The organism is Saccharolobus solfataricus (assembly GCF_900079115.1).
GTDB lineage: Archaea > Thermoproteota > Thermoprotei_A > Sulfolobales > Sulfolobaceae > Saccharolobus > Saccharolobus solfataricus.
This window is the reverse complement of sequence record NZ_LT549890.1, coordinates 1,522,249-1,546,184: the sequence shown is the minus strand read 5'-3', so window position 1 is coordinate 1,546,184 and position 23,936 is coordinate 1,522,249. Positions and strand designations below refer to the sequence as shown.

The following is a 23,936-nucleotide window of genomic DNA, read 5'->3' as shown; positions in this document are numbered from 1 at the left end:
CGTTAAAGAGATAGTATGACAGTCCTCTTGTTTGGCTTCGAACCCTTTTTGGAATACAAGGAAAATCCATCTCAGTTAATTGTTGAAGCCTTAAATGGAAGTACCATATTAAAGGAAGAGGTCAAAGGTGTGATATTGCCAGTTGAGTATGAGAAGATAGAGGATTTAATAGTTACGAAAATTAGAGAGATGAAACCAATATTAACTTTAGGAATTGGTGTAGCCCCGGGTAGGGCGAAGATAACTCCAGAGAAGATAGCCATAAACTACAAGTACTCAAGGGAAGGAGATAACGCTGGGAAGAAGTACAAGGGAGAGAAGATTGACCCCTTAGGGCAAGACGGTATCTTTACGAATATACCAGTTGAGGACCTCGTAGACTTATTGAATGAAAACGGAATACCAGCTGAATTGAGCTTAAGTGCTGGTAGCTATCTGTGTAATAACGCAATGTACATCATAATTAGGGAAGCTAGAAAGTACAATAGCTTAGGTGGTTTCATTCACGTTCCCTTACACGAGTCATATGCCGCGAGAATACAACGACCTATTCCATCTATGAGTTTAGATACTATGATAAGGGGAATAAGGTTATCAATGGAATTTATATTAACAAATAAAAAAGAGAATCTTACCTTCTCCTAGTTGTCGTTGTCAACAGTTTACAGTAAATTGTGAAGTTTGTGTTATTTTTGACTATTGAAATACCCTTATGAAGGTTTTGAAAAGTCTAGATCATTTTATTATGTGAGAAGCTATAATTTCTACCCCTTCCTCTTCAAGCTTCTTCTTTACCTTTTTGTCTACATAGTTTGCTACAAGGAATATTTTTATCTTCTTATCCTTATACTTAGTATAGAACAACTTTTTCCTTATGATAATTTGATCGTAAGCCCCTTTGTCTGCTAAATTCTTTATTTCAAATACGTAAACGTAATCATTGGTTTCGTAAAAGTCAACCTCAAACACCTTGCCTTTCTCTATTACTCCCTCTTCATCTTTTATCATACCATGTACTACTCTCTTAGGATCAACTCCGTGTAGCTCTAAAGCCTTTTTATAAAGTTTTAGCATTGTCCTTTCCATTCCTTTTCCCGCCCTATTAGTGAAACTTCCCACTTCTACTGAAAGTTTCATAACGGCTCTTTGTAATTTGCGTACTGCCTTCTGCAGACCTTCGATTGCCTCTCCTTGCTTTTTGACAGCTTCTTGAAGTGATGTTATTGCTTCCGTATGCTTATTCACCGTCTCTTGTAATGACTTTACTGCTTCTTGGAGAGATTGAATTGCCTCTCCTTGCTTTTTGACAGCTTCTTGAAGTGATGTTATTGCTTCCGTATGCTTATTCACCGTCTCTTGTAATGACTTTACTGCTTCTTGGAGAGATTGAATTGCCTCTCCTTGCTTTTTGACAGCTTCTTGAAGTGATGTTATTGCTTCCGTATGCTTATTCACCGTGTTCTGTAACGAAGATATTGCTTCTCCTTGTCTCTTAACTTCCTCTTGTAAGGCTTTTACGTTAGCAATCGTTTCTTCTAATTTCTTTATAACTATTTCATCCTTAAGCTTGTCATATATTTTATCAGCTAAGGCTGAAAGTAATTGTGGATTGTTAAGGATCTCATCGGCAATCTTTCCACTCATATTTAATCGTTTCGTTTAAAGGCTTATAAATAATGTGGAGGTAGATAAAGCTAAAGCCAGTGGATGTTAAGTACGCTGGAGTGAGGTAGGGTAGCTTCTTGTGTGCGAAGCATAATTCTGGATCTTATCTCATAATATTGAATAGGAAGGATTGTAATGTGGTGGGGGTTTTTTAGTGAGAGTCATGTTTATGGTGTCGTAGTCTTGGCTGAAATGTATATATCTTCTAAATATACTTTCATTTTTTTACCACAGATTATAATCATACCATAGGGATAAAAAGTTTGAGAAAAATTTCCATTGAATGGGACGGTAAGATTTTGGTGCTATCTGACATTCATTATCCGTATTGCGATATCGATGAGATAAATAAAATAATGCTGTCTGAGAGACCCTCACTAACAGTTCTTTTAGGGGATATAATTGTCTCTAAAAGTGAGGATTATAGGAACTTTATTGACAAGTTAAAAATTAGAAAGAATATAATCTACGTTAAAGGCGACGAAGACAAGTTTAGAGGAGATTTTGATTTGATTAAGATTAAGAATAATGGTAAGCGTTTCATTCTACTTCATGGTCATCAATACTTTAACGAAAATAATGAATATAGTCTAGCTAAAGTGTTAAAGAAAATGAACGATAATATTCCACCTTTACTCTTCTGTATATTTTTTAGAATTATGCTTAGAAATTTCAAAGACACGATTATATTAGGTCACTCTCATGCATTAAGATTTTTTAAGACGATTAATTGCGTAAATGCAGGTACTTTGTCTAATGTAATCAATTTATACAATGATAGGGGCTACGTTGTATTAGATAATGGTAACATTAAATTAGTTCAGAGTAAAATTTAAAAAATGATATAGGGTTCAATATCAACTATAAAATGTTCAGAATATGGATGAATCAAGCTTAAAATGAATTATCAAAAGATAGGAGTTTACCCGTGCCGTAACTTCTCCTTACTTTTAATTACTTTCAATTCCGCTACGGCACCCCTTAAGGGATCATAGAGTCTGACATTAAGCTATAAATTTTCTTTCTAATATTCCAAACGTATATAAGTATGTCAGTTTAACGTCTTCTCTTTATGAAGATCTGTTAATCTAATTAATTTGTAGCTCAGTGATGGCACTATGTATAACTTGAGCAATTATATTCATTTAAAATTTAGTTTAGATTCCTCTGAAATAGTTCCCTTTAATGTTTTATTTCATATAAAATTTAAAAAATTATAAAATTCTCTCTTTAGCAATGAATAAATTTTATCACAAATGTAAACTGAATTAATACTTTGTATGATTTATACTGGAGTAGCAAAATTATTGTTAACATTAATAATATTGTCATAAACTACAAATAATACTTTCATGAATTGGCGTAATCTTCAGCGTCAAGAACTATAATCCATACATTTTTACATGAAAATAATTTTTACCTCAAAAATGCCGCTATCAAATTTCCCAATGATAATATGTTTACCTAAAATTTCAAAATTTTATCAAATTTTATATATCACCACGATTTTTATACTCTGTCCGTTAGACAATGTTAGGATTAAATTGTAATTATTCTTAGGAATCATTCCACTTAATGGAGGAAAGATCACTGTTACATTATTATTAGCGGGATTTAACTTTACGGGGGCGTTCAGTAATAAACCTTTCGGCCAAACTTCAAGCATAGTGTCAACTAAGATTGCCACGTGGGTCCTTTCAACCCACGTGGCGATTCGGGGGAGGGCTTACTTATTTAGGCTCATAAGGCCTATTATTATACCAAACACTCCATATAATCCTTGCCAACTTCCTAGCCAAAGCAACATACAACTTCCTACCTTTCAACCTATCCTTGTGTGTCTCATAAAACTTCAGCAAAGTAGGGTTCCTAGAATAATTCCTCACTGCCAAAAAGTAGAACAAGCTACGCAAGTACTTATTACCCCTCTTGGAAATCCCCCTACTTATTACAGCTCTTCCACTCCTCTCAACTACGGGATCTAAACCACAATAAGCCACAAAGGACTCTGGTTTAGGAAAACGCCTAATATCACCAACAATACCAATAATAATACCAGCTGCAAGCCTCCCAATTCCCGGGATTGTTAATAAAACGTGATTATCCGGTACTTGTTCCTCGATCATCCTCCTAACTTCTTTCAATCTCTCTTGCGTTTCTAGGAGTGTTTTTGCTAGGACTTTGATTTCTTCAACTACTATTGGTGTGTATTCTAGTTGGTATAGTTCTTCTTGTGTAAAGTCACCCATTGCGAGTTTTTCTAACCTTTCCTTGCTTATCTTGTTGTTGTCGCTTACTAGGAATAGTGCCTCTTTAGCCTGTTCCTGTAGTTTACTTCTATGTCATTGAGGAAGAGGTAAAGTGTTACTAGTTCTCTTAAGGGGTTATACTCATATTCCTTTGCCTTATCAACCATGTTTTCTAATTTTTCAGCATCGTAAAAATCTGTTTTCTTTCCCCTAAACTCCTTTTCTCTTGATAACATGTTTGGGCTTACTTGTAGTACTTTTATTCCTTTCTCCTTGAAGTATTGGCTAGATCTTATTGCGTATACTCCGGTAGGCTCTAGGACTATTGTACAAGGTTTCATCTTGAGGATTTCCTCATAACCCTTCAAGTTGTTCTCGTATCTTCTCACCCTCCCCCTACTTGTAATTAGGTGATCCTTTGATATATCTATTCCTATTACCCCTACCTCTTTGTCACACCTCCTACGGTTGCAAACGTAGGCTTGTTAGAGGCATGGCATGTAATGCCTATATCCGTGAATTTTATCATAATGTTCAGTCCGACGGTAGGGGTGAGTCACGCCCCCACCCGAAGACTTTGCTTCAGATAGTGTCTCGACCATGTTTCCCCAGCCGAGGAGAGTATTACTCTCCCCGACTAATAAAACCTATATAGGAACTCAAGGCTAACTCACGTCTTGTCGAGGGTGGCAGACACGTGCCAGTTGGTGAGTTCCCCAAAGGGAAATACCTTGTGGAATACCAAGGTATTCCCATAAAATTGCTTGTAGTGGAGGATTATAAGGGTTTGGGTAAGAGGTACTTCTTCTCCACTAACCTTAATGATACTGAGAGGATATTATCACTAGTCGGGAGAATAGACGGGATATCGAGGTTTTGATTAGGGAGCTTAAGGCCTTGGGTATGGAGAAGAGCTCTTTCTTAACTTGGTTTAGGAACAAGGGTTTTATAATTTTGAAGGCTTTTTCCTTGTTGGTTGTTCTCTTGCTCAAGTACTTCACGGGTTTAAACCTAGGGGCCAAGAGAATTGCTAGATTGATAAAAAGTATTTACCAAGCATCTGGAGAGATAAAGAAATTGTTTAAACGTAAGAGAAAAACATAAACTGCTAAGCATAGAACTGAGTTAAAAAAAGTCTTATTATTATACTGATAAAAATCACTACTTTTTGTTAATGTTTTTTACGAACCTAAGATAAGGCTTTAATACATGGTCCCAGAACAGAGCTCCAAGTATGCCCCCTATAAAATCTGGAATACCATAAACATAGAAGTACTCTCCCCTAAAGTTAAATGCACCAGTTCTATAACCGAATAGATATAAAGCAAGCATAGGTCCCCAACTTCTAGCCTCATTTATCATCCCTCCCGTTAACTGAGCTTCGAAAAGTAAGAAGGGCATTACATATCCAATACCTATTGCCCACGGAGCTAATGACTGGCTATAGAAGGGTGAATCTGGATCCGTAACTGCTACTACTATCAACAGTAACAAAAAGGTCATTAATGCCTCAGCAAAGGCTCCCTTCCATAAGGGAAATATTTGATTTACTTGAGAGTATAAAATACCTGCGCTACTAACGTTAGGTAAATAGCTTTTAGGCCAGTATTGAGGCCAAAAACCGGGCTCAGGATATTGAGTAAAGAAAGCCGCTCCTATATCAGCGTATAGAAAAGGTGGGGGATCTATTCTGGTTATTACATCTCCCCACCATACCAATAATACGCTTGTAGCTGCAGCAGCCCCTAAAATCTGGAAAACGATGTAAGGAATCACATCAACCCACTTAATACGCTTAGTTACAGCAAACGCTAACGTTACATTAGGGTTTATATGAGCTCCGCTAATTGGACCAACAGCATAAATCGCTAACACTATTCCAAATCCCCAGCTTACCATAATAAATCCGAAACTGGGTTGGCTACTTAGTGTTGAGGCTACTATAGCACCATCTCCGAATAGTATTAGTATGAAAGTTCCTACAAATTCAGCGAAATATCTCCATAAAGAGTCCTTCAAAACCACAGACATTTAAACTTGACCTCCTACAACTTTAGCCCATCCCATAGCTCTCTTTACAGCCTCCTTCCACCCAGAGTACAATGCCCTCCTTTTCTCCTCACTCATACTTGGAATGAATTCCTTATCAACCTTCCATATGCTCCTTAATTCCTCTAAAGAGTTCCATAAGCCTACACCTAAACCTGCTAGCATTGCAACTCCCATAGAAGTAGTTTCCATAACTTTAGGTCTGATTACCTTAATACCTAATATATCAGCTTGGAATTGCATTAAAAGGTTATCCTTAGCTGCACCTCCGTCAACCTTAAGCGAATTTATACTGATGCCGGATTCCTTTTGCATTACCTCAATTACATCTCTAGTTTGATAGGCCATTGATTCTAAAATAGCCCTAGCTATATGAGCTTTAGTAGTTCCTCTAGTTATGCCTATTATGAGACCTCTAGCATATGGATCCCAGTAAGGAGCTCCCAATCCAACAAAAGCTGGAACGAAATAGACACCGCCATTATCTTCCACATTTGAGGCTAAAGGTTCAATCTCATCTGAAACGTCTATTGCCCGTAAGCCGTCCCTAAACCATTGTACAGCTGCACCAGTTATGAATATACTCCCCTCTAATGCATACGTTGCCTTATTCTTCTCAAGACCCCAAGCTATTGTAGTTAAGAGGTTTTCTGATCGTATTGGGTTATTGCCTATATTCATTAAAATGAAACTACCGGTACCATAAGTAGCTTTTATCTCACCTACGTTAAACGCTACTTGACCGAATAAAGCTGCTTGTTGGTCTCCTGCGTCCCCAGATATAGGTATTAAGTTTCCTAACGCCTCACTGTAACCGTAAATTTCACTTGATGGTTTAACCTCTGGCAATATAGATTCGGGTATTTTTAGAAGTTCTAAGATTTCTCTATCACATTCTAATTTATTTATATTAAAAAGCATTGTTCTAGAAGCGTTAGAGTAATCAGTTACATGAGCTTTTCCGTTAGTAAGCCTCCAGATTAAATAAGTATCTAGGGTCCCGAACTTAATTTCTCCTCTTTCTGCTTTCTCCCTAACATTGGGCACATTATCAAGTATCCACTTTATCTTAGATGCACTAAAGTAAGGGTCTGGAACTAACCCAGTTTTGTCCTTTATCATTTTAAAGTAATTTGCTTTTAGCCAGTCCGTTATTGGAGAAGTTCTTCTATCCTGCCATACAATTGCATTGTAAACCGGTTTACCGCTTTTAGCATCCCATAATACCGTTGTCTCCCTTTGGTTTGTTATCCCTATTGCTACTATTTGTTTAGCATCTATTTTACTTATAGCCTTTTTTACGGCTAACATTTGAGCTTCCCATATTTCCTCAGGGTCATGTTCCACATAGCCAGGTTGAGGATAGTACTGCGGGAATTCATATTGCCCTATGTTTACTATGTTTAAGTCACTATCGAAGAGTATAGCCCTAGCACTTGTAGTACCCTCATCTAGGGCTAGAACAAACTTATGTGACATAGTATTCATTATTTATGTATACATATATTTAAATTTTAATATTTAATTGTGAAGTTAAGTTTATAAAGATGATACAATGCATTCTCCATAAATAAAATTTAGGATAACGTTAATAAATATCAGTCAGATGTAATCCTATGAAAATGAGAACTACAGTGGTAGTAATTGGAGGAGAAGCTAACGGCTTATTTACTAAAATTGGAGGTTAAGGGGGCGGAAAGCCTCGCCTCTCTGCGGTAGACCCAAAATCATTTTACAAAAATAAATCTATTGTATTAATAAGTGTTTCTAGTAGCTTAAATAGAGAATTTTCTAGATTGAATAAATCACCAGGAAACAAAAGAATTAGTAATAACCTGAACTCTTCCCTTCTCGCCATACCCTTAAATACGGTGTACAGGGAGTAGAAGATCATGGCTAAAACGAAGATCAACATGTGGAAGACGAACTTAGTGGAACTGGTGAAGGGAAGGAGGGCCTTGATGTTCCGGTAAGAAGTCTCTATGGGACTCCTTACCTTGTCGTACAACTTTAACGCCTCCTTCTTCGGTAGGTCGAGATTAGTCCCCCTAGCAAAGTAAACAACCTTCTTCCTCTTAATCTTCTCCCTACCATAGACCAAAAGCCTGAACTTAACCTGCTCATCCCTCCTATGCCTCTTACTATTTGTCATATACTCTCCATCAAACTCCTCATAAACCTTCATGTCCCCAACAGGCACAGCAATTATATACTTAAACTGTGAAATGAAATTGAGCACATCAACTGTGTAGAAACCTGCGTCAAGAGTTATCAACCTTATCTTGAACCCCATTGCAGTAACCTGCTCCACGAGGATCTTCACGATGTAGTCCTTGGTCATCTCGTTTACTTGTGTGACGAAAGCCAGTAGGAGCACTTTCCCATTATGTTTAGTCATTTCAGTGGCGTAGTTCCATGAGTTTCCCTTTTCCGAGCTTACTTCCACCGGTTTCCCGTACCAGGTTTTGGTGGTCCAGTCTATTGAAATGTCTATTTCCTTCTCTCCCTTCAGCGTCTCTAGGTTCTCTGCCTTTTTCCCTTGGAAGTCTAATATGGAAAGTAATTTATACCCTATTTGTTGAGTGTTATTTTGGTGGGGAAGATCAAGTGTTATCATCGTGGTTCATCTTGTGATAATACAGTCTTTTTCACCTTAAGCCTTTCTTCAATTTGTTGAACTCTTTATATTGTTATAAATTCCATTTATCTTCTGCAAAACTAATATTACCTTATCGAAAGTATTTTGTAAAATGATTTTGGGTCTACCGTCAAGGGAGAAGACTACCTTGAACAAGGTACATGACGTTCAACAAGACTATAATCAACAATCCTCTCACCCTATTGACCTTAGTATCCCTAGCTAATATAGCAAAGTGGGACCTACAATAAGAATTATAACTCTCGATAGCGTATTTCTTACTCGCAACACGATTATCAAGAACTTGATGAACAGAGTAATCATCAGTGTAATTAACCTCACTCTTAGGGAGAGAATTCCGGAGGAAGCGGAAAGTCTATCAATTCTTCAAGATCAATTAAGGAATTTTACTGCAAAATTTATTGTTCTTGGCGAGAGTTAGACTTATGTTAGGCACTGTCCTAAGAGGGAAAACTTTTGGATGTGGAACGCCTTAACTGATGGTACGCCTTTCTTCACTACTGGTAAAGTGGATTACTAATATTACAAATTTATTTTTAAGAAGTAATTTCTGGGTCTACCATGAGGGTGAGGTAATTCACATTCCTAAAGTACTATACGCTTATAAGTTATATAAGAATAAATATAGACTATGAGTAAGGGTAATAGTCCTTTCTCATATATATCTAGTGCGTATGGCAAAAATCATTTTAATATTGATAAACCATTACAAAAGATTTTGGAATATTTTGATGTGAAAGCAGACTTCTCAAAATTAGGTGAGTTTGCAGGGGGAGAGTTATATGAAATTGCGGAACATGTAGATAAGAGAGCTAGACCCATACACGTAATGTGGAGCGTAAATGGGGAGAGAGTAGATGAAGTATGGATTGATCCTTCTCTAAGGGCAGCTATTAAAAGGCTAATCAAAGATTTCGATATTAATAAATTTCCATATAAAGAGGAAAATTGGCATAAGCACTACGCTTCAATATATCTAGTTTCTGATCCAGGTATAGCATGCATACTTACAATTACCAATCAGACCGCATACGCTCTCTATAAATACGGTAGCGAGGAACTAAAGAAATACGTTCCCTATCTAATAGGAGATTCAGATGAGTTGCTTTTCGGAGCTACGTGGTTCACTGAGATTCAAGGTGGAAGTGACTTAGGATCTAATTTAGTGGAGGCTGAATTTAACGGTAAGTATTGGCTATTAAAAGGAAATACTAAATATTTCGCTAGCGGTGTCGGGTTGGCTGATTTAGCGTTAGTAAGTGCTAGACCTATGGGAAGTAAGAGTGGGGCTAAAGGCCTTTCCCTATTCCTAGTTCCTAAAAAGAACAATAAAGGTGAAAAGAATTTTTTGATAAGAAGACTTAAGAGAAAAAGTGGAACAAACAGTGTGCCAACTGGAGAGGTGGAGTTTAACAGTTCAGAGGCTTATCTTATAGGAGAAAAGGAATATGGGATATATTACATAACTGAGGATCTTATGGTATCAAGATTATCCAATGCTGTAGGGGCTTTAGGTATAGCGAGGAAGTCTTTTCTCGAATCCTATTATTATTCGCAATCCAGAAAAGCTTTTGGTAAGGCATTAATTGAACATCCCCTAATTCAGAAAGATTTACTTGAAATGGAGCTCATGATTGAAGGAGGTATGGTAGTAACTTTTAAGGCAATAGATCAGTTCCAAAAATCTTGGAAAGCTATGCCACCTTTCTACAATGAGCAGTACCATTATGCGCGTCTATTGACTCATATTTCTAAGCATATTACAGCTGAAATAGCATCTCAAGTATCAAGAATGGCAATGGAGATTCATGGAGGAATTGGATTTCTCGAAGAGTTTCCTATAGAAAGACTTCACAGAGAAGCGCTTATAACTCCAATTTGGGAAGGGACTGGAAACATTCAGGCTTTAGAGATGCTCGAAGCCATGGTGAAGAAGGAAGCACATAGACAACTAATAAGGGACTTGGAAGGGATTGTAAATGAAGCAAAGGATGAGATAGCTTCCAAAACGCTTGATTTCATCAAAGATAAGGCCACCACGCTCCTAACTTACAGAGAATATGAGATGCAGTTTTACTCAAAAGATTTACTATTAACTTTAGGGCATGGTATTTCCGTGATATTACTATCCCATATGGGCCGTAAGTTGGGTATTGAGCGATTCACAATGTTGTCGAAGATCTACTATGAGAGATTTCTAATGGGTAGAAGCATTCTACGAGATTATATATCTGAGATACGTGAGCTCATAAATATGGAAGAGATGAAATAGAGGTTTTGGAAATGCAAGAGGGTTTTACCGTATTCTCGCTTCTTAAAAGGGCTGTAACTATGGCGCCAGATAAGGAAATAGTAGATCCTTTTCGCAATGTTAGACAGTCATATAAGGAGACTTATGAAAGAATAATAGGTATATCTAACTCAATGTTATCGATTGGAATATCTAAGGGAAGTATAATAGGGGTTGCAGATTATAACACCCTTAAATTCGTTGAGCTATTATTCGCTTCTAGCTTAATAGGTACAATAATATATCCAGTTAATGTCAAACTACCCTACGATCAATTACTTTATACAATTAAACACGCTAGGGTAGAATGGTTATTCGCTTCAAAAGATTTCATATTCTTATTTAAGGACTTCACTAAGGAGAAAATTATTAGTATAGATTCCAATGATACTAAGATAACTTATGATGATTTGGTAAGTAGAAAACTAGTTAAGGAACCCGAAATTTACGTTAAAGGAAGTGATCCATACTCTATCTTATTTACGTCAGGTACAACAGGGTTACCTAAAGCGGTTATGTATACTAATGAAAAAACGGTTCATGGAGCAATAGGTATGGTGCACCAGCTATCACTTTACAATAGCCCTTCTTCGTTGAAGAACAACGATATCATATTAGGTCTTATACCATATTATCATTTATGGTCATGGGGTTCACTATTTCACGCTACTTACCTAGGCGCTAAATACGTCACAAGTGGAAAATTTGAGCCAATAAAAACATTGGAAATAATAGAAAAGGAAAAGGTAACCTGGCTTAACGCTGTCCCCACAATGATGTATATGTTACTAAGCGCAGCCAAACAAGGGCAACTAAATGGCTTAAAAACTTTGATAGGTGGTTCTCCAATATCATCTAATCTGGCTAAGAAGTTAAAAGAAAGTGGAGTATCTTTTGCATCAATATATGGTGGAACAGATATGTTAGCAATTTCAATTACTATCATTCCCGCAAATACCAATATACAAAGCATCGAAGATTACGCGAGAGTATATACTCATCCTCTTCCTTTCGTGGAATTGAAAGTAGTTAAGCCAGACGGTAAAGAGGCTAAAGTAGGAGAGATAGGACATTTATGGGTTAAAACACCTTGGCTACCTGGTGAGTATCTTAACGATCTAGAGAATACTAAATCTTCCTACGAGGATGGTTGGTTCAAAACTGGAGATATAGCTATGATTATAGATGACTACCATACTATAAGAATCTTGGATAGGGAGAAGGACTTAATAAAGAGTGGAGGAGAGTGGATAATACCTAGTATAATTGAGTCAATAATATCTGAAGTAAGTGGAGTAGATCTCGTTGCTGTAATAGGTAGAATAGATGAAAAATGGGGAGAAAGACCTATAGCATTAGTCAAAGGTAAGGGATCAAATTTAAAAGAAAACATAATCAGCCATTTAAGAAGTGCTTCAACTCAAGGTTTGATACCAAAATGGTGGGTTCCAGATGATATAGTTATTGTAGATGATTTACCCCTAACCAGCACTGGAAAGGTTAACAAAAAAGTTTTAAAAGAGAGAACTAAATGGTGATAATAGGATGTAATTTCATGAAAATACTATAACTTATAAATGGTGGTGAAAAGACGATTTTTGAAAACATCTTTCAGATAGAAACATCGTACCATCTATATTAGGGCGGAGCCTATTTACATAAGAACTTTTCTATTATTATTTTTGATTTCTAGTATAATAAAGTAATAAGTAAAAAGAAAAATTATTTCTTCTTCCTCTGGTCAACAAACACTTGCAACTTGTAGCCCGTCCATATTGTATTTCCAGGCTTTACCCACTCTATCTCAACGTCATCTGGGTTAATCCCAATCCTGCTCGCTAATATCTCTCTGGCTTGCTTATCGTAAGTAGAATTAACCTGTTCCCTCCTTGTCTCTATTCTAATCTTCAATTTATCCATACTATTATCGTAAATGAAAATGTTAAACATTCCAGTAGTGTCTGGAATTTCATTCACAGCGTCCTCAACGTAAATTGGCAATAATAGTTTCCCTTTAACGAAGAACATCCACTCAACCCTACCTGGTATTGGCTCAGCAAATCTCATGTGAGTTATACCATACTTAGGATCCGGATCGGTCAGGAAGTCATTCTTAACGTAATCTCCTAAACTATAGCGTATTAAAGGCATGGTAAAGTGATTTAACAAGGTCGCTATCAGTTCACCTCTTTCTCCCCCAGATACTGGTTCATCAGTCTTAGGGTCTACAATATCAAATATCTCCATGTCCTCCCAAACTACTAATTGTCCTTCTAAGCTTGGAACTTCAATAGCCATATGTCCATCAGTGGTTCCCCAAACACTTATAGCTAATTCAGCATTTGGATGAACCTTGAATAATTTCTTTTTAGTGTTTTCAGCAGCTGCACCACCGTGAAGTAGCAAAACCTTGAAGGGAGTTTCCCAACCCTCAATTTTAGCCTCCTCTCCTACTAATCTATGTAGCCAAGGAGTTGTGGCGAATACGTCAACTTTCCATAGTTTGAAGATCAGGTTGTGTCTATTCTTCCATGAGAAGTATGTCTCACCACCTCCAGCTATGACAGTTGCCCCACATCTCCACATTGCGGTCTCAACAACCGGAGGCCCCCAACTATAAAAGCCACTCATGTTTAGGTAGTTTGCGTAAACCTTAGTTGGCTTAACTTCGGCAAAAGTCCACAAGTACCTTGCCTGGGCTTCTTGGAAGTAGTCCATTTCCAAAGCCCCCCATCCTTGGAAGGTAGGTAATCCAGTTGAGCCAGAAGTCGCTCCAACAAATCTTATGTGATTAGCCAATTCTGGATGGAAAATTGTACCAAATGGAGGATTTTGCTGTAGGTCTTTCCTAATTTCATCTTTTCTCAATATCGGTATTTTAGCGATATCCCTCCAGTCCTTTATCATGTCTGGTTCGAAGTTTTTAGATTTCCAAAACCTTCTATAGAACTCAATGTTTTCCCATGCCCACTTTATAATCCTTCTTAGTCTAAACGTCTTTAACTTATCGATTTCCTCTCTTTTCATTGTCATTATCTTCTTATTCCATAACACTTCAGATGGATTTGGGGGATAATCAGTTCTAATAAAACCTTGTTCTCGTAATTCCCTATGAATTGCATCGTATTCGTTTTTAACTGAAGACATCAATCTTCTAATGTTTAAAGAGTTTAAAAAATTATAAATTCGTTTTCAAGGGAAACTTACCTCGAGTAGTCATACCTATAAGTTCGATTTTTAATTTTGTTAAAAACATTCAAAAAACCCCTCTATAGTTGTTTCAACCTAAATTAATTTAAAGATTGATAATAAACCTTTGATTAATGGAGCCAAAAATTGTTAGGTTTGATCTTGGAAAAGAGTACATAATTTTAACTTCAGCTTTATATCCAGAAGGAATAATTAGAGTTAACCAAATTTGTAGTATTTTCGTTGATAAAAGTTATTGTAGTGGTAACCCTTGGGGAGATGTAATTAACTGGTGTCCCTCTAAATCTGCCATAATGTTCATGACTGCTGCAAAGAATTACACTTTTAAAGAAACTGATTGGGGTAAATTTTTCATCAGTGCTGGAATTGGGAGAAGCGGTGAGGATGCAGGTTGTACTATTAATATTGGGGTGTTTGTTGATAAAGGGTTAAACATTAATGGATTAGTTGACTTAATAAGAACAGTAACAGAGGCTAAGGCTGGAGCTTTAAGGGATTTGGGATATAAGTTTACGGGTACTGTAAGTGATGCAATTGCAGTTGGCTCTTTACCTGGAAACGAATATTTCATAGGCCCAGGTACTGAATTAGGTAAAAAGATAGCCTACGATATTAGAAACACTATTGTTGAATTATTATTTAAAGGAGACGATTAGGTTTTTATATTTCGTTGAAGAGGAATGAGTGGGCAGGACTTGAGAGGTGAAGAGTGGTCTCAGGGCTGATTTGGTGATGGTCTATTAAAAATTCAAAATAAGTGACTTTATAAGTTACTAATTATCATTTTTACATATGGAGAAGAGTATTGAGAGACTAATCGATACGGCAAAGTGGACTTCAATACATTCGCTAATGTTTGCCTCACTTGCAATAGGTTACTTCATGTGGGGAGTAATTGCTTCTATTGCTCCCTTAATTTATCCTAATATAAATAGTGTATTATTCCTACTAACCCCAACATTTGCAACACTAGCAGGTAACTTAGCACTTTCATTATTTTCAGATAAGAAGTTGGGTAGGAAGACCACCTTCTTCATTACAATGTCACTATATTCTGTTGGAACCATATTACTAGTTTTAGCGTCAGTCTTAGCTGGTTTCAGTACAGATAATCTAGCAAAATTCCCTTCATTAATTCTAATAATCTTAGGAATAGTTTTAGGAATATTTGGAGTTGAGGGTGAAGTCCCAGTGATGCTATCATATACTGCAGAGATGATGCCTCTCAAATACAGAGATATGATGTTAGTATTGGCTCCAAATTTCGACAATATTGGCGCAATGGTAGCTGCTCTAGTTGGGTATTTAACGTATAGCCTTTCAAATTCTTTCATAATAGAACTCTTAGCCCTTACCGTTGTCGCAATATTGGGCATTGTTACGGCAGTGATAATAAGGCTATTGTTACCAGAATCTGTAAGATGGTTGGCAACTAAAGGAGATATAAATAAGGCAAAAATTGAGGCTAGCAAGGTTGTAAAAGACGGTACAACAGAAGCAAAAGAAGTTAATGTGAACAAAAAGCTAAGTTTAGGTTCTAGATACGCATTTCTAGCTATAATAGGACTTTCTCAATATTTAACCTATGGCTTAATGGCATTTGTGGTCGCAGACTATTATTTCTCCTCGTCACAAACCCCTTTCATTATCTTCATAGCAAATTTAGGGGCTTCAATTTCTGGTTTTATAGCAGCGTATATTGCGAACAAGATAAGGACCAGAATCTTCGCGTTAATATCATATGTGGGAGGTAGTCTTAGTATGATTCCAATTCTATACCTAACCACTAACTTCAACTTCGGAATGTTTTACTCATTACTAATTGTCAATATGTTGTTTAGTGAATTTAGCTGGGCAATTAGGACGATATACGAACCTGTGTTAATGCCAAAGAAGTTGAGGGCGTTCATGATAGGCCTAATTAGGCTCGTTCCAATTACCGCATATGCGATCTCAACTTATGTTACTCAATCCTTTAATTTAACTAATTACATATTGTATAACACGATACTGTGGCTAATTGGAGGTATTGCTACAATAATATGGTACTTTAAAGGTATAGATACGAATTACGTATCCTTAGAGGAGGTTGAACGATAATATTTTCCCAAAGACCAAGCCATAACTAAACAAATTAATCCAATACAGAAGAAAATAAACTCAAATGTCAATATTCCGAGGTACTTCTCGAATGGTACTAGAAAGTCCACGAAACCCATTGGAAAAGCCACTAAGATCAATCTTTTTCTCCCCGTAATAACGCTTAATACTGAGAGATATCCCCATGATGAATGAATTAGAAGTGACGAGACCCTTTCAAGTATGCTAAGCCCGATGAGTGGTAGTGCTTGTGTAATTGGATATTCTAGTTGTGAGGGAGTAGATAGTATTAACGGAAAAAAGTAATAGGCTATGTATATAAAGAGCGTGGGTATTGATATTAATACTCCGTTTTCCCACATCGCTAAAGACACTCCATAACCCCAACCATTCTTTAACTTCCCCAATAGTGCAAAGACGTAAGCTAGACCGACTTCAAATATGGAAGTTTGCAACCCATAATATAAACCTAAAACTGCTAAACTATTAATTGATGCTAAATAACCTAAGGTAAAAAATTGTACTAAAACCTTTAATACGATAGCTATGAAATAAGCTAGTGCAGAAAACATTAATACTTTGATAGACTTAACTAGCTTATATACCATTCCGAAAGAGAACACCATCACTATTATGGGAGTTAGGAAATATATTGGATCAAAGCTCATTCTCCATCACCTAACAAGGATTATTGTAGTTATTACAGCAAAAACTACGGCTAGGATAATCAAAATTGAAATTCCATGACCGAAATTTAATGTGTAACCTAAACCATTTCTTTTTGGAACCCATATTCTCGGGTCTTTTGGGTTAACATATATTATTCCTCCCTTCCAATATTTATCGTCATTAAGTAAGTTATCATTAGCTATAACATCTCTTAGATATCTAGCACCTTCAATACCAATTCTAAGCACGTAAACTATGATAACTGTGAAGAGCATAGATATGAGAAAGATTATAAAAACTTCAAGTTCGCTTAAGTTTATTATTGTCCATATGAAGAGCGATATTGTAGTATATAGTGAAGTCATAAAGACTCCAACAATCCCTGCAATAATTCCTACTTCTTCCTTAAATTTAAGAAATGCGTAATAGCTTCTATCTGGATATGCTGGGTTAATTACGTTAGTAGTTCTTGTAATGAAGACTCCCAGTACTGTTAATAACCCTAAAACGACAGTATTAATTATTTCGACCTTATAAAAGTTTAATGGAGTCTTAACGAGAAAAGTTGTACCAGTAGGACCAACGTGAGTAGGAAGTAATTTAGGTGCAGAGGAGTATACTAGGGATCCAAAAACCAATGTAAATATCAAGATCCCCCACGCTACTATGAAAGTAATTATCCACTTTCTACTTTCCTTCTTTTTGGTGTCAATTACAGCATATCTGGAAGAAGCCACCGGTAGACTCCCCCTACGTCTTATCACAATCCTCCTCCAATAAACAACGTTTAATAAAAGGAGAATAACGTAAATGAAAACTGAAATAAAGCTTACGAAATAATAAAGCAAAAGGGATAGCAACGTTAAACCAATTAGGGATAATCTATACTTATTAACTATATCCTTGCCCTTATTCTTTTTAAACTCCGTAGTTACCCTGGCCCCAAGGAGGATATCTGGAGGTTGTAAGTTAGGTAATAGGAATAAATTGATAAAGAGAAATGTGAACTCCACGTAAATGATTATATCTAAAAGTGTCATGTTTTTCACCTCAACAAAGCTGATATAAAGAAGAGAATCTCATCCCTTTTAGCGCCACCAGCCAAAGCCCTATAAACGGCTTCTTTCATCAATTCCTTCCACTTCTCATCCCTTATATCAGTCTTGACTACGAATCTCTTCTTGTAAACGGTTACAAATCCTTCACCTTCCAGATATTTGTATGCCTTCTCCACGGTTAACATATTCACACTTAACATTGCAGCCATTTCCCTAACTGAGGGTAAAGGATCTCCAGGATTTAATACTCCCTTAGCTATTAGTTCAATTATTTGATTAGCTATCTGTTCGTAGATCTGCTTTTTGGAGTTGAGGTCTATTCGAATTGTTATATTTGTCATATAACAACTATATCAGAATGAGTTTAAAAGTTTAACTTGAAACTATTTGAGTGTGTTCATAGTGTCGTCATTATGTTATAAATTTAGGGATAGCCCTATCTCACAATACTAGGACTAGTGAGTACTTAACCATCACTAAACTCCCACTTATAAAAAGCCCTAGTATTCGTAAACAAGTAAGTCCACATCTCAACTACAATCTTTCCAGTACTTCTACCTTTGACCAACTCCTTAGCCTTACTCCATAACTGGACTAACTTCTTATACCTTTTTCTACCATGATGCTTAATCAAAGTGAACACAGTATCCAAGGGAACGTTTAAAGCGGAAATAGCCCTCATACTCATACCGTTAGCATCCTCAAATTCTCCTCCCTAGGCTTTTCATGATAATGATGATTAGAAGTATCACCCACCAAGAAGTACCTACCGCAATCTCTACACAAATACCTCTGCCTACCCAAAGGCCTACCACACTTAACTACATGATGAGAACCACAAGAGGGGCAAGAAATATCCTGCTAGTTACGGGTTTCCTATCCATAAGTAATACTCAATATATAAATATAAATAGCTTAATGATGACACTTTCGATACACTCAACTATTTTCGTTATCTCTTCTCTTTATATGCGCTTCCGATTCGGTATATGTGAACTCTTGGATAGTTTAATGTTACTACGTTATAATGACTTCTAGTCAACTTCCCCTTAGTGAACTACATATGGTTTACGTTAAAACTTGAAGTATTGCGGTATTTTTCTGATGTTTTACACATTCTTATTGTGTAAGGACATCCGTTAGCCTTATTGAGATAAAAAATAAAAGTTGTTGCTATTGTACCTATAAAGTGGATATATTTCAGCTTCAAGGCCTCTTTCTAGTGTTGTCAGCAATTTTAGGGTATTTCCTTCACAATAGGTTATCCGTGAGAATAGTAAGTTTTGTAAACAACTGGATAAACTTACCTTTGATATTTCTCGTCACATATCTTCAGAGGGGTTTTGAGGTAAGTGACGCTAAGATTTTCCTAACCTCTGTAATTTATAATTTCTTAATGTTTGTGATAGTTTTATACTTAACCAGAGAAATCGAACCATTTAGTAGAGGGTCTGTTTTAATAAACTCAATCTTCATGAATACAATTAATTTACCTTTCTCAATACTCCTAGCGTTTAGGGGGAATTATGAAATCTCTGCAACGGTTGCAGTGGCGATGGCTACATTAAGGCTACCGATAGTGATGATAATTTTTACGTATTTAAACAAGGGTATAAGCGTGATACACAATACTACAAATAATTCAATAATAAGAACAAATCTTTCAAGATATCTCCCTGTAATAACTTTTCTAATAGGTGGTAGTTTACATTATGTTGTAGGCTCAGTTATAAACGTTGACATCGTTAATACAATAAATTTGATTCTCATCTTAATAGTACTTTATGAATTCGGTTATCAAATAAGAAGAGTAATTGGTGAAATGAGGATTAAAGATGTTACGTCAAAGCCTTACATGATAATTTATATATCAAGAATTCTTATTAGCCCAATCCTAATATTTCTTATCTTAATTTCTCTAGGTATCACTTCCAAGATAATTATCGAGCAAGTTATGGTAACAGCGATTATGGCTCCAGCAATAACAAACGTGGTTTGGGCTAGAGTTTATGGTTTTGGCACAGAAATCATAGTGAAATCCACCTTAATATTAACACCTATTAGTACAATAATTGCTATAATATTTCTTATATTATATTAATTTAAAAATCATAATATTTGAGATCGGTAGAAATGTATAAATTCCTAACAATATATATCTACCTATCGAAAAAGACTCTATAGCTTATCGATAAACTTTCTATAAAAATTAAAAATAAGTCGAAAACTAAACTGGAAAAGATTTAAATAGACATATTAAGAAGTTGTGATGACCATGAATGTACAGCACAGAATTGACATTAAATTCCCCTATTTGGATCGTGAGAAAATTCCTTATGGATCCTCTGTTTATTAGTGGAGTTAGTGGACATATTTCCATTTTAAAATTTAAGGATAAACAAAAGGATGAGTATATCATGGGAGATAGAATTAGGGAATTATCAGCACCCACAGACGAGTTCATAGCTCTGTACATATTATTGAGAACCAATAAAGACTTCAAATACACTGAGGGGATTTTCAATGGGCCGAAAGTTACCATGCAAAGCATAAAATATTCTGGTATGTCTGATGATGGAAAATTGGAGTTTACAATAGAATTTATGCCAAAAAGTTTAGGAGATACTCAGACAAGGCTATACGTTGCGACGAATGTAAAGTATAACGATTCGCTATTAGATAAAATGTTAGGAAAGTCAGCCGTTGATTTCGCAAAGCATATAGTAGAAGACCATTTCGCAACTTACGCAAGAGTATATTTCCCATCATTATATGGAGACATTATTAGGAGTTTAACTAATAAAGAAACTGATAAAGAAAAAACGACACAAGGATTATCGCTAACACCATTATTTGAGTTCAGTGGAGATGCTACTAGTATATTAAGTAAGATTAACGAGATGGTATCTCAGCTAGATTTAGGTCTCATTAAGGTAAACTTTGGTAAAGTAAATTGTAACATTATAGTTCAAAATAAGGACATGAAAAGGGCGATTTGCAGATCCGATAGTAATGTAAAAGCGGGTTTTGAGGCATTATCTCTGATAATTTCCGCCAAAGGACAAGGTAAGATGGAAGTGTATTCAGTGAAGATGGAGGATCTAATTGATACCTTGTATACATTAGCTTAATGCTTTACAAAAATTGGAGGTTAAGGGGCGGAAAGCCTCGCCAGCGGGGATGGATAGCCCCCTTATATTTAAATAATCCTTTTTTCTGAAATTCTTTTAGTGATGTTAATGATGCTCCTCCCCAGCTCGATTGAGGGCTTAATGGGACTGTGGGAGGAGTATCTAGTATCTCTTAAGGGACTAGACGTTATGGATGAAAGTCCCCTATTCGAATGGGAGTGGATCTCTGATCCACTCGACTGCCCACCAGATGAGAGATGTAATCCCAAATCTTTAAATACGATCCAAATCTGTTATGACTAAAATTCATAATAAATAGGAAATAAAAATTATCTTCTCCTTAATGCTAATATCGCTACAACTACTATAAATACTATCGCAATAATTATGGGAAGAAGTAGATTACTGGAGATACTAAATGACTGAGAAGATGGTTGATATCCATATACTATGTAATAAGTCATTGAAGGATCGTCAAACACCACAATCTTTCCGTTATAGATAAAATAATTATTTGGATTCAATTCAACCATTCCATTACTACCTTGTTTAAAAACGGCAAACGTCTCATTCTTTGCCATACTAACGTTAAATATCACGTAATTTGAACTATTGTTAATGTTAACGATCTGTGTAGTATAGGTTTTTCCTCCTAAAGTAATATTTGAAACTGTAACACTAGGCTCTACTTGGCTTACATACTCGTAAGATCCATTAGGGAATATGGTAATATATGCTCCACTGGATGTAGTATTAACGTAAATTAGGGTTGTTGGGCCAAATACCATAACCTTGTGGTATAAGTTAACAGTTGCAGTACTCTCTACTCCTTGATCAGTAATAACTACAACTGCAGGATTTCCGTTGACTAAGACAGTAGTAGCTACTGAGGCTTTAGCGTACTCTGCATTTGGATTAATAACAATTTTTATTCTAGAATTTAAACTATTATACGTTATGTTTAATATAAAACCTTGATGAGTAAAGTAGATTGAGGAGAAAGTATTATCCAGAGATCCTACAACACTACCATTTACACCAAAGAATTCAATATCAGTGAACTCCACAATACCTTGTAAATTCGTAAGCTCAGTAGCCAAAAGTCCACTGGCTTTACTACTCCATATCATTGCGGGAACGTAGGTCCCATTATAATAGGCTATTGAAGTATTGTAAGGTGCTTGAGCCCTTATCCCTTCATAATTGAACTCCATCTTACTATACCTCTGCGGTTGTGTTCCTTGTATAGTTAAAGTAAGCTGATATTCTCCAGTCATCGTTAAGTTAACCTTATGTAATAATAGCGTTAACGCCTTTTGATACGTTGTTTGAGTGTGTGATATTGTAAATGTTATATTGGCGAAATTACTACCATTTAGGAACTGTAATACTAGAGTTGCAGTATTGTTAAAATACGTCAGTCCCTTCACCGTGGTTGTAGTATTTGTAAAACCAGCCCATACTACCTCTTCTATTAACCCTGGTTCAATTAGTAACACTCTAGCTAATTGCGGTATTTGTGATGTAATACTTATACTGAACGGGCTTACATTTACGCTTACTTTTCCCGTATAATTAGTTAAGGGACCTACATTTACATTAAATGAGTTACTATTGTATTTTATTGTCCTCTCGTCATTGGTTGAGGACGTTGTAGTGTTATAAAAACTTGACGAGTATTTGTACGTTATATGAGATGGGGTAATCTGGAGTGTTGATGAATATTGTTGATACATTACGTAGAGTGAAGGTGATGAAGAGTTAGCAGCAAGAGCAAGTGTTGGTAGGGAAAGGAGTATAGGAATTAAGAGTAACATTTTAGGTCTCATGGCTATAGCAATTTCATGTGCTGATTTAATAAGCTTTATCCAAATATCATATTGAAAGAGATTGGCTAAAGGGATTTGTATCAGGAATTCATTACGTAAAAAATTAAAAATTCCACTTATTTATTAAATTATGGTTGATAAACGGCTGTTGTAGATATGTTAATTATATTCCCTCCAATGTTTATCGTTAGTGTTATAATGTAAGTAGTATTTGGAGCTAATGATTGAACATTTCCAAAGAATATTGTTACCTCATTATTACCGATTTGCAATACAGTAGGATTTATTGCACTTGACATAATATTCGCACCCTCAATTTTCGCAGATATAATGCTAGCTGGGGTTGATGAGTATAATGTAATATAAGCATAGCCATTATTCCTTATAGTCCCTTGACCCACTTGATAAACTTGGGGAACTAAAGGTTGCTGTGCAACAGTTGGTAACGGTCTTACTTTACCTAGACCTACATATGCCAAAATAAAGCCGACGAAATTAATAAGATCTATGGGTATTACTATTAATATCCCACCAATCTTAACTAATCCCTCATTATATATTTCACCAACCTTGTAAAACCCTATACCAATTAATATCCCACCAATCAGCGCTATTATTTCTCCTAAAATCAATATTGGGAATCCTATCAATACAATTGTAAGCAATGCTCCAATAATGATAATAATTAGTCCCACTAGATAGAGGGTAGTTCCAATTTCACCTATTCCTACATCTCTACCTAGGCTTTTCAAAATACCGAAACCACTCCTTATTCTCAATATACCTATTAGCCCTATAATAGCGCCAATTAGTATTACTATAGCAATTCCTACTAAAAGGCCAATACCACTGGCGATTACTCCGCTAACGTTACCGCTCGCAGCGGAAAACATACCACCGAGCATACCTGCAGATATAATTACTAGAATTCCTATTGCGGCAAGTAACACGGCAAGTATCATAAAGAGGGAGCCGCTCCTTAATTTTCCTATTCCTTCCAATTCCGTATTCTGTTGTGACATATAAG

The 23,936-nt window shown here is 36.1% G+C and carries 20 protein-coding genes and 5 pseudogenes; 11 read left to right on the top strand and 14 right to left on the bottom strand.

The features are described 5' to 3' along the window. The first annotated feature begins 15 nt into the window (after positions 1 to 15). On the top strand, positions 16 to 645 hold the full coding sequence (locus tag SSOP1_RS08305; RefSeq protein ID WP_010923507.1) for a pyroglutamyl-peptidase I: 630 nt from the start codon (positions 16 to 18) through the stop codon (positions 643 to 645). A 90-nt stretch (positions 646 to 735) separates the two neighbouring features. Here the strand turns inward: SSOP1_RS08305 and SSOP1_RS08300 are convergent, their stop codons facing one another. Then, the gene (locus tag SSOP1_RS08300) at positions 736 to 1,644 is read right to left on the bottom strand and encodes a coiled-coil domain-containing protein (RefSeq protein WP_012713519.1); all 909 of its coding nucleotides are present in this window, start codon (positions 1,642 to 1,644) and stop codon (positions 736 to 738) included. 284 nt (positions 1,645 to 1,928) lie between these two features. On the opposite strand from SSOP1_RS08300, the gene SSOP1_RS08295 reads away from it, so the two are divergent. After that, positions 1,929 to 2,501, top strand: a complete 573-nt coding sequence (locus tag SSOP1_RS08295) for a metallophosphoesterase family protein (RefSeq protein ID WP_010923505.1) — start codon at positions 1,929 to 1,931, stop codon at positions 2,499 to 2,501. Between the two features lie 647 nt (positions 2,502 to 3,148). Here SSOP1_RS08295 and SSOP1_RS08290 read toward each other — a convergent pair. Together SSOP1_RS08290 and SSOP1_RS08285 are read right to left on the bottom strand one after the other, a co-directional pair. After that, positions 3,149 to 3,331, bottom strand: a complete 183-nt coding sequence (locus SSOP1_RS08290) for a DUF973 family protein (protein ID WP_231918327.1) — start codon at positions 3,329 to 3,331, stop codon at positions 3,149 to 3,151. 64 nt (positions 3,332 to 3,395) lie between these two features. Further along, positions 3,396 to 4,516, bottom strand: a pseudogene (locus tag SSOP1_RS08285) (IS110 family RNA-guided transposase). Positions 4,517 to 4,569: 53 nt separating this feature from the next. Here SSOP1_RS08285 and SSOP1_RS18055 point away from each other — a divergent pair. Beyond that, a pseudogene (locus SSOP1_RS18055) lies at positions 4,570 to 5,018 on the top strand (ISNCY family transposase); the annotation flags it as partial. A gap of 57 nt (positions 5,019 to 5,075) precedes the next feature. Here the strand turns inward: SSOP1_RS18055 and SSOP1_RS08270 are convergent. From SSOP1_RS08270 to SSOP1_RS17660, 4 genes and pseudogenes are all read right to left on the bottom strand, one after another. Continuing rightward, positions 5,076 to 5,945: an MIP/aquaporin family protein gene (locus tag SSOP1_RS08270; protein WP_010923498.1), complete on the bottom strand. Its 870-nt coding sequence runs from the start codon at positions 5,943 to 5,945 to the stop codon at positions 5,076 to 5,078. After that, positions 5,946 to 7,451 carry a glycerol kinase GlpK gene (gene glpK, locus SSOP1_RS08265; protein ID WP_010923497.1) on the bottom strand — a complete coding sequence of 502 codons (1,506 nt, stop codon included), beginning with the start codon at positions 7,449 to 7,451 and terminating at the stop codon, positions 5,946 to 5,948. Between the two features lie 244 nt (positions 7,452 to 7,695). After that, the gene (locus SSOP1_RS08260; protein ID WP_010923496.1) at positions 7,696 to 8,580 is read right to left on the bottom strand and encodes a DUF4322 domain-containing protein; all 885 of its coding nucleotides are present in this window, start codon (positions 8,578 to 8,580) and stop codon (positions 7,696 to 7,698) included. Positions 8,581 to 8,758: 178 nt separating this feature from the next. Continuing rightward, positions 8,759 to 8,977, bottom strand: a pseudogene (locus tag SSOP1_RS17660) (IS1 family transposase); the annotation flags it as partial. Here SSOP1_RS17660 and SSOP1_RS18050 point away from each other — a divergent pair. From SSOP1_RS18050 to SSOP1_RS08250, 3 genes and pseudogenes are all read left to right on the top strand, one after another. Further along, a pseudogene (locus tag SSOP1_RS18050) lies at positions 8,978 to 9,139 on the top strand (IS1 family transposase); the annotation flags it as partial. Positions 9,140 to 9,253: 114 nt separating this feature from the next. Further along, complete coding sequence (locus SSOP1_RS08255) at positions 9,254 to 10,894, top strand: DNA alkylation response protein (RefSeq protein ID WP_009071332.1); 1,641 nt, start codon at positions 9,254 to 9,256, stop codon at positions 10,892 to 10,894. An 11-nt stretch (positions 10,895 to 10,905) separates the two neighbouring features. Beyond that, entirely contained in the window at positions 10,906 to 12,450 is a 1,545-nt protein-coding gene (locus tag SSOP1_RS08250; RefSeq protein ID WP_009071333.1) for an AMP-binding protein, read from the top strand. A 184-nt stretch (positions 12,451 to 12,634) separates the two neighbouring features. On the opposite strand, the gene SSOP1_RS08245 is transcribed toward SSOP1_RS08250, so the two are convergent. Further along, complete coding sequence (locus SSOP1_RS08245; protein WP_012715641.1) at positions 12,635 to 14,059, bottom strand: acyl-CoA synthetase family protein; 1,425 nt, start codon at positions 14,057 to 14,059, stop codon at positions 12,635 to 12,637. A 176-nt stretch (positions 14,060 to 14,235) separates the two neighbouring features. Between SSOP1_RS08245 and SSOP1_RS08240 the strand changes: the two genes are divergently transcribed. Both SSOP1_RS08240 and SSOP1_RS08235 read left to right on the top strand, forming a co-directional pair. Beyond that, positions 14,236 to 14,778 carry an adenosylcobinamide amidohydrolase gene (locus SSOP1_RS08240; RefSeq protein WP_010923493.1) on the top strand — a complete coding sequence of 181 codons (543 nt, stop codon included), beginning with the start codon at positions 14,236 to 14,238 and terminating at the stop codon, positions 14,776 to 14,778. Positions 14,779 to 14,914: 136 nt separating this feature from the next. After that, positions 14,915 to 16,222: an MFS transporter gene (locus tag SSOP1_RS08235; protein WP_010923492.1), complete on the top strand. Its 1,308-nt coding sequence runs from the start codon at positions 14,915 to 14,917 to the stop codon at positions 16,220 to 16,222. Here SSOP1_RS08235 and SSOP1_RS08230 read toward each other — a convergent pair. The 4 genes and pseudogenes from SSOP1_RS08230 to SSOP1_RS16395 all read right to left on the bottom strand — a co-directional run. Continuing rightward, the gene (locus SSOP1_RS08230; protein WP_010923491.1) at positions 16,192 to 16,890 is read right to left on the bottom strand and encodes a hypothetical protein; all 699 of its coding nucleotides are present in this window, start codon (positions 16,888 to 16,890) and stop codon (positions 16,192 to 16,194) included. The genes SSOP1_RS08235 and SSOP1_RS08230 overlap by 31 nt on opposite strands. A gap of 6 nt (positions 16,891 to 16,896) precedes the next feature. Continuing rightward, positions 16,897 to 17,931 carry a DUF1648 domain-containing protein gene (locus tag SSOP1_RS08225; protein ID WP_048054334.1) on the bottom strand — a complete coding sequence of 345 codons (1,035 nt, stop codon included), beginning with the start codon at positions 17,929 to 17,931 and terminating at the stop codon, positions 16,897 to 16,899. Positions 17,932 to 17,936: 5 nt separating this feature from the next. Continuing rightward, positions 17,937 to 18,290 carry a GntR family transcriptional regulator gene (locus SSOP1_RS08220; RefSeq protein WP_010923489.1) on the bottom strand — a complete coding sequence of 118 codons (354 nt, stop codon included), beginning with the start codon at positions 18,288 to 18,290 and terminating at the stop codon, positions 17,937 to 17,939. Positions 18,291 to 18,424: 134 nt separating this feature from the next. Then, positions 18,425 to 18,833 (bottom strand): annotated as a pseudogene (locus tag SSOP1_RS16395) (transposase); the annotation flags it as partial. Between the two features lie 305 nt (positions 18,834 to 19,138). Here SSOP1_RS16395 and SSOP1_RS08210 point away from each other — a divergent pair. From SSOP1_RS08210 to SSOP1_RS17655, 3 genes are all read left to right on the top strand, one after another. After that, positions 19,139 to 20,050 (top strand): hypothetical protein, encoded by a 912-nt coding sequence (locus SSOP1_RS08210; protein WP_010923486.1) that lies wholly within the window; start codon positions 19,139 to 19,141, stop codon positions 20,048 to 20,050. Between the two features lie 178 nt (positions 20,051 to 20,228). Next, entirely contained in the window at positions 20,229 to 21,080 is an 852-nt protein-coding gene (locus SSOP1_RS08205) for a hypothetical protein (RefSeq protein WP_010923485.1), read from the top strand. 99 nt (positions 21,081 to 21,179) lie between these two features. Then, a complete protein-coding gene (locus tag SSOP1_RS17655) occupies positions 21,180 to 21,383 on the top strand; it encodes a hypothetical protein (protein ID WP_048054233.1) in 204 nt (67 codons plus the stop codon). Between the two features lie 26 nt (positions 21,384 to 21,409). Here the strand turns inward: SSOP1_RS17655 and SSOP1_RS08195 are convergent, their stop codons facing one another. Next, on the bottom strand, positions 21,410 to 22,909 hold the full coding sequence (locus SSOP1_RS08195) for a hypothetical protein (protein WP_010923484.1): 1,500 nt from the start codon (positions 22,907 to 22,909) through the stop codon (positions 21,410 to 21,412). A 128-nt stretch (positions 22,910 to 23,037) separates the two neighbouring features. Continuing rightward, positions 23,038 to 23,931, bottom strand: a complete 894-nt coding sequence (locus SSOP1_RS08190) for a DUF973 family protein (protein ID WP_010923483.1) — start codon at positions 23,929 to 23,931, stop codon at positions 23,038 to 23,040. Positions 23,932 to 23,936: the final 5 nt, after the last annotated feature.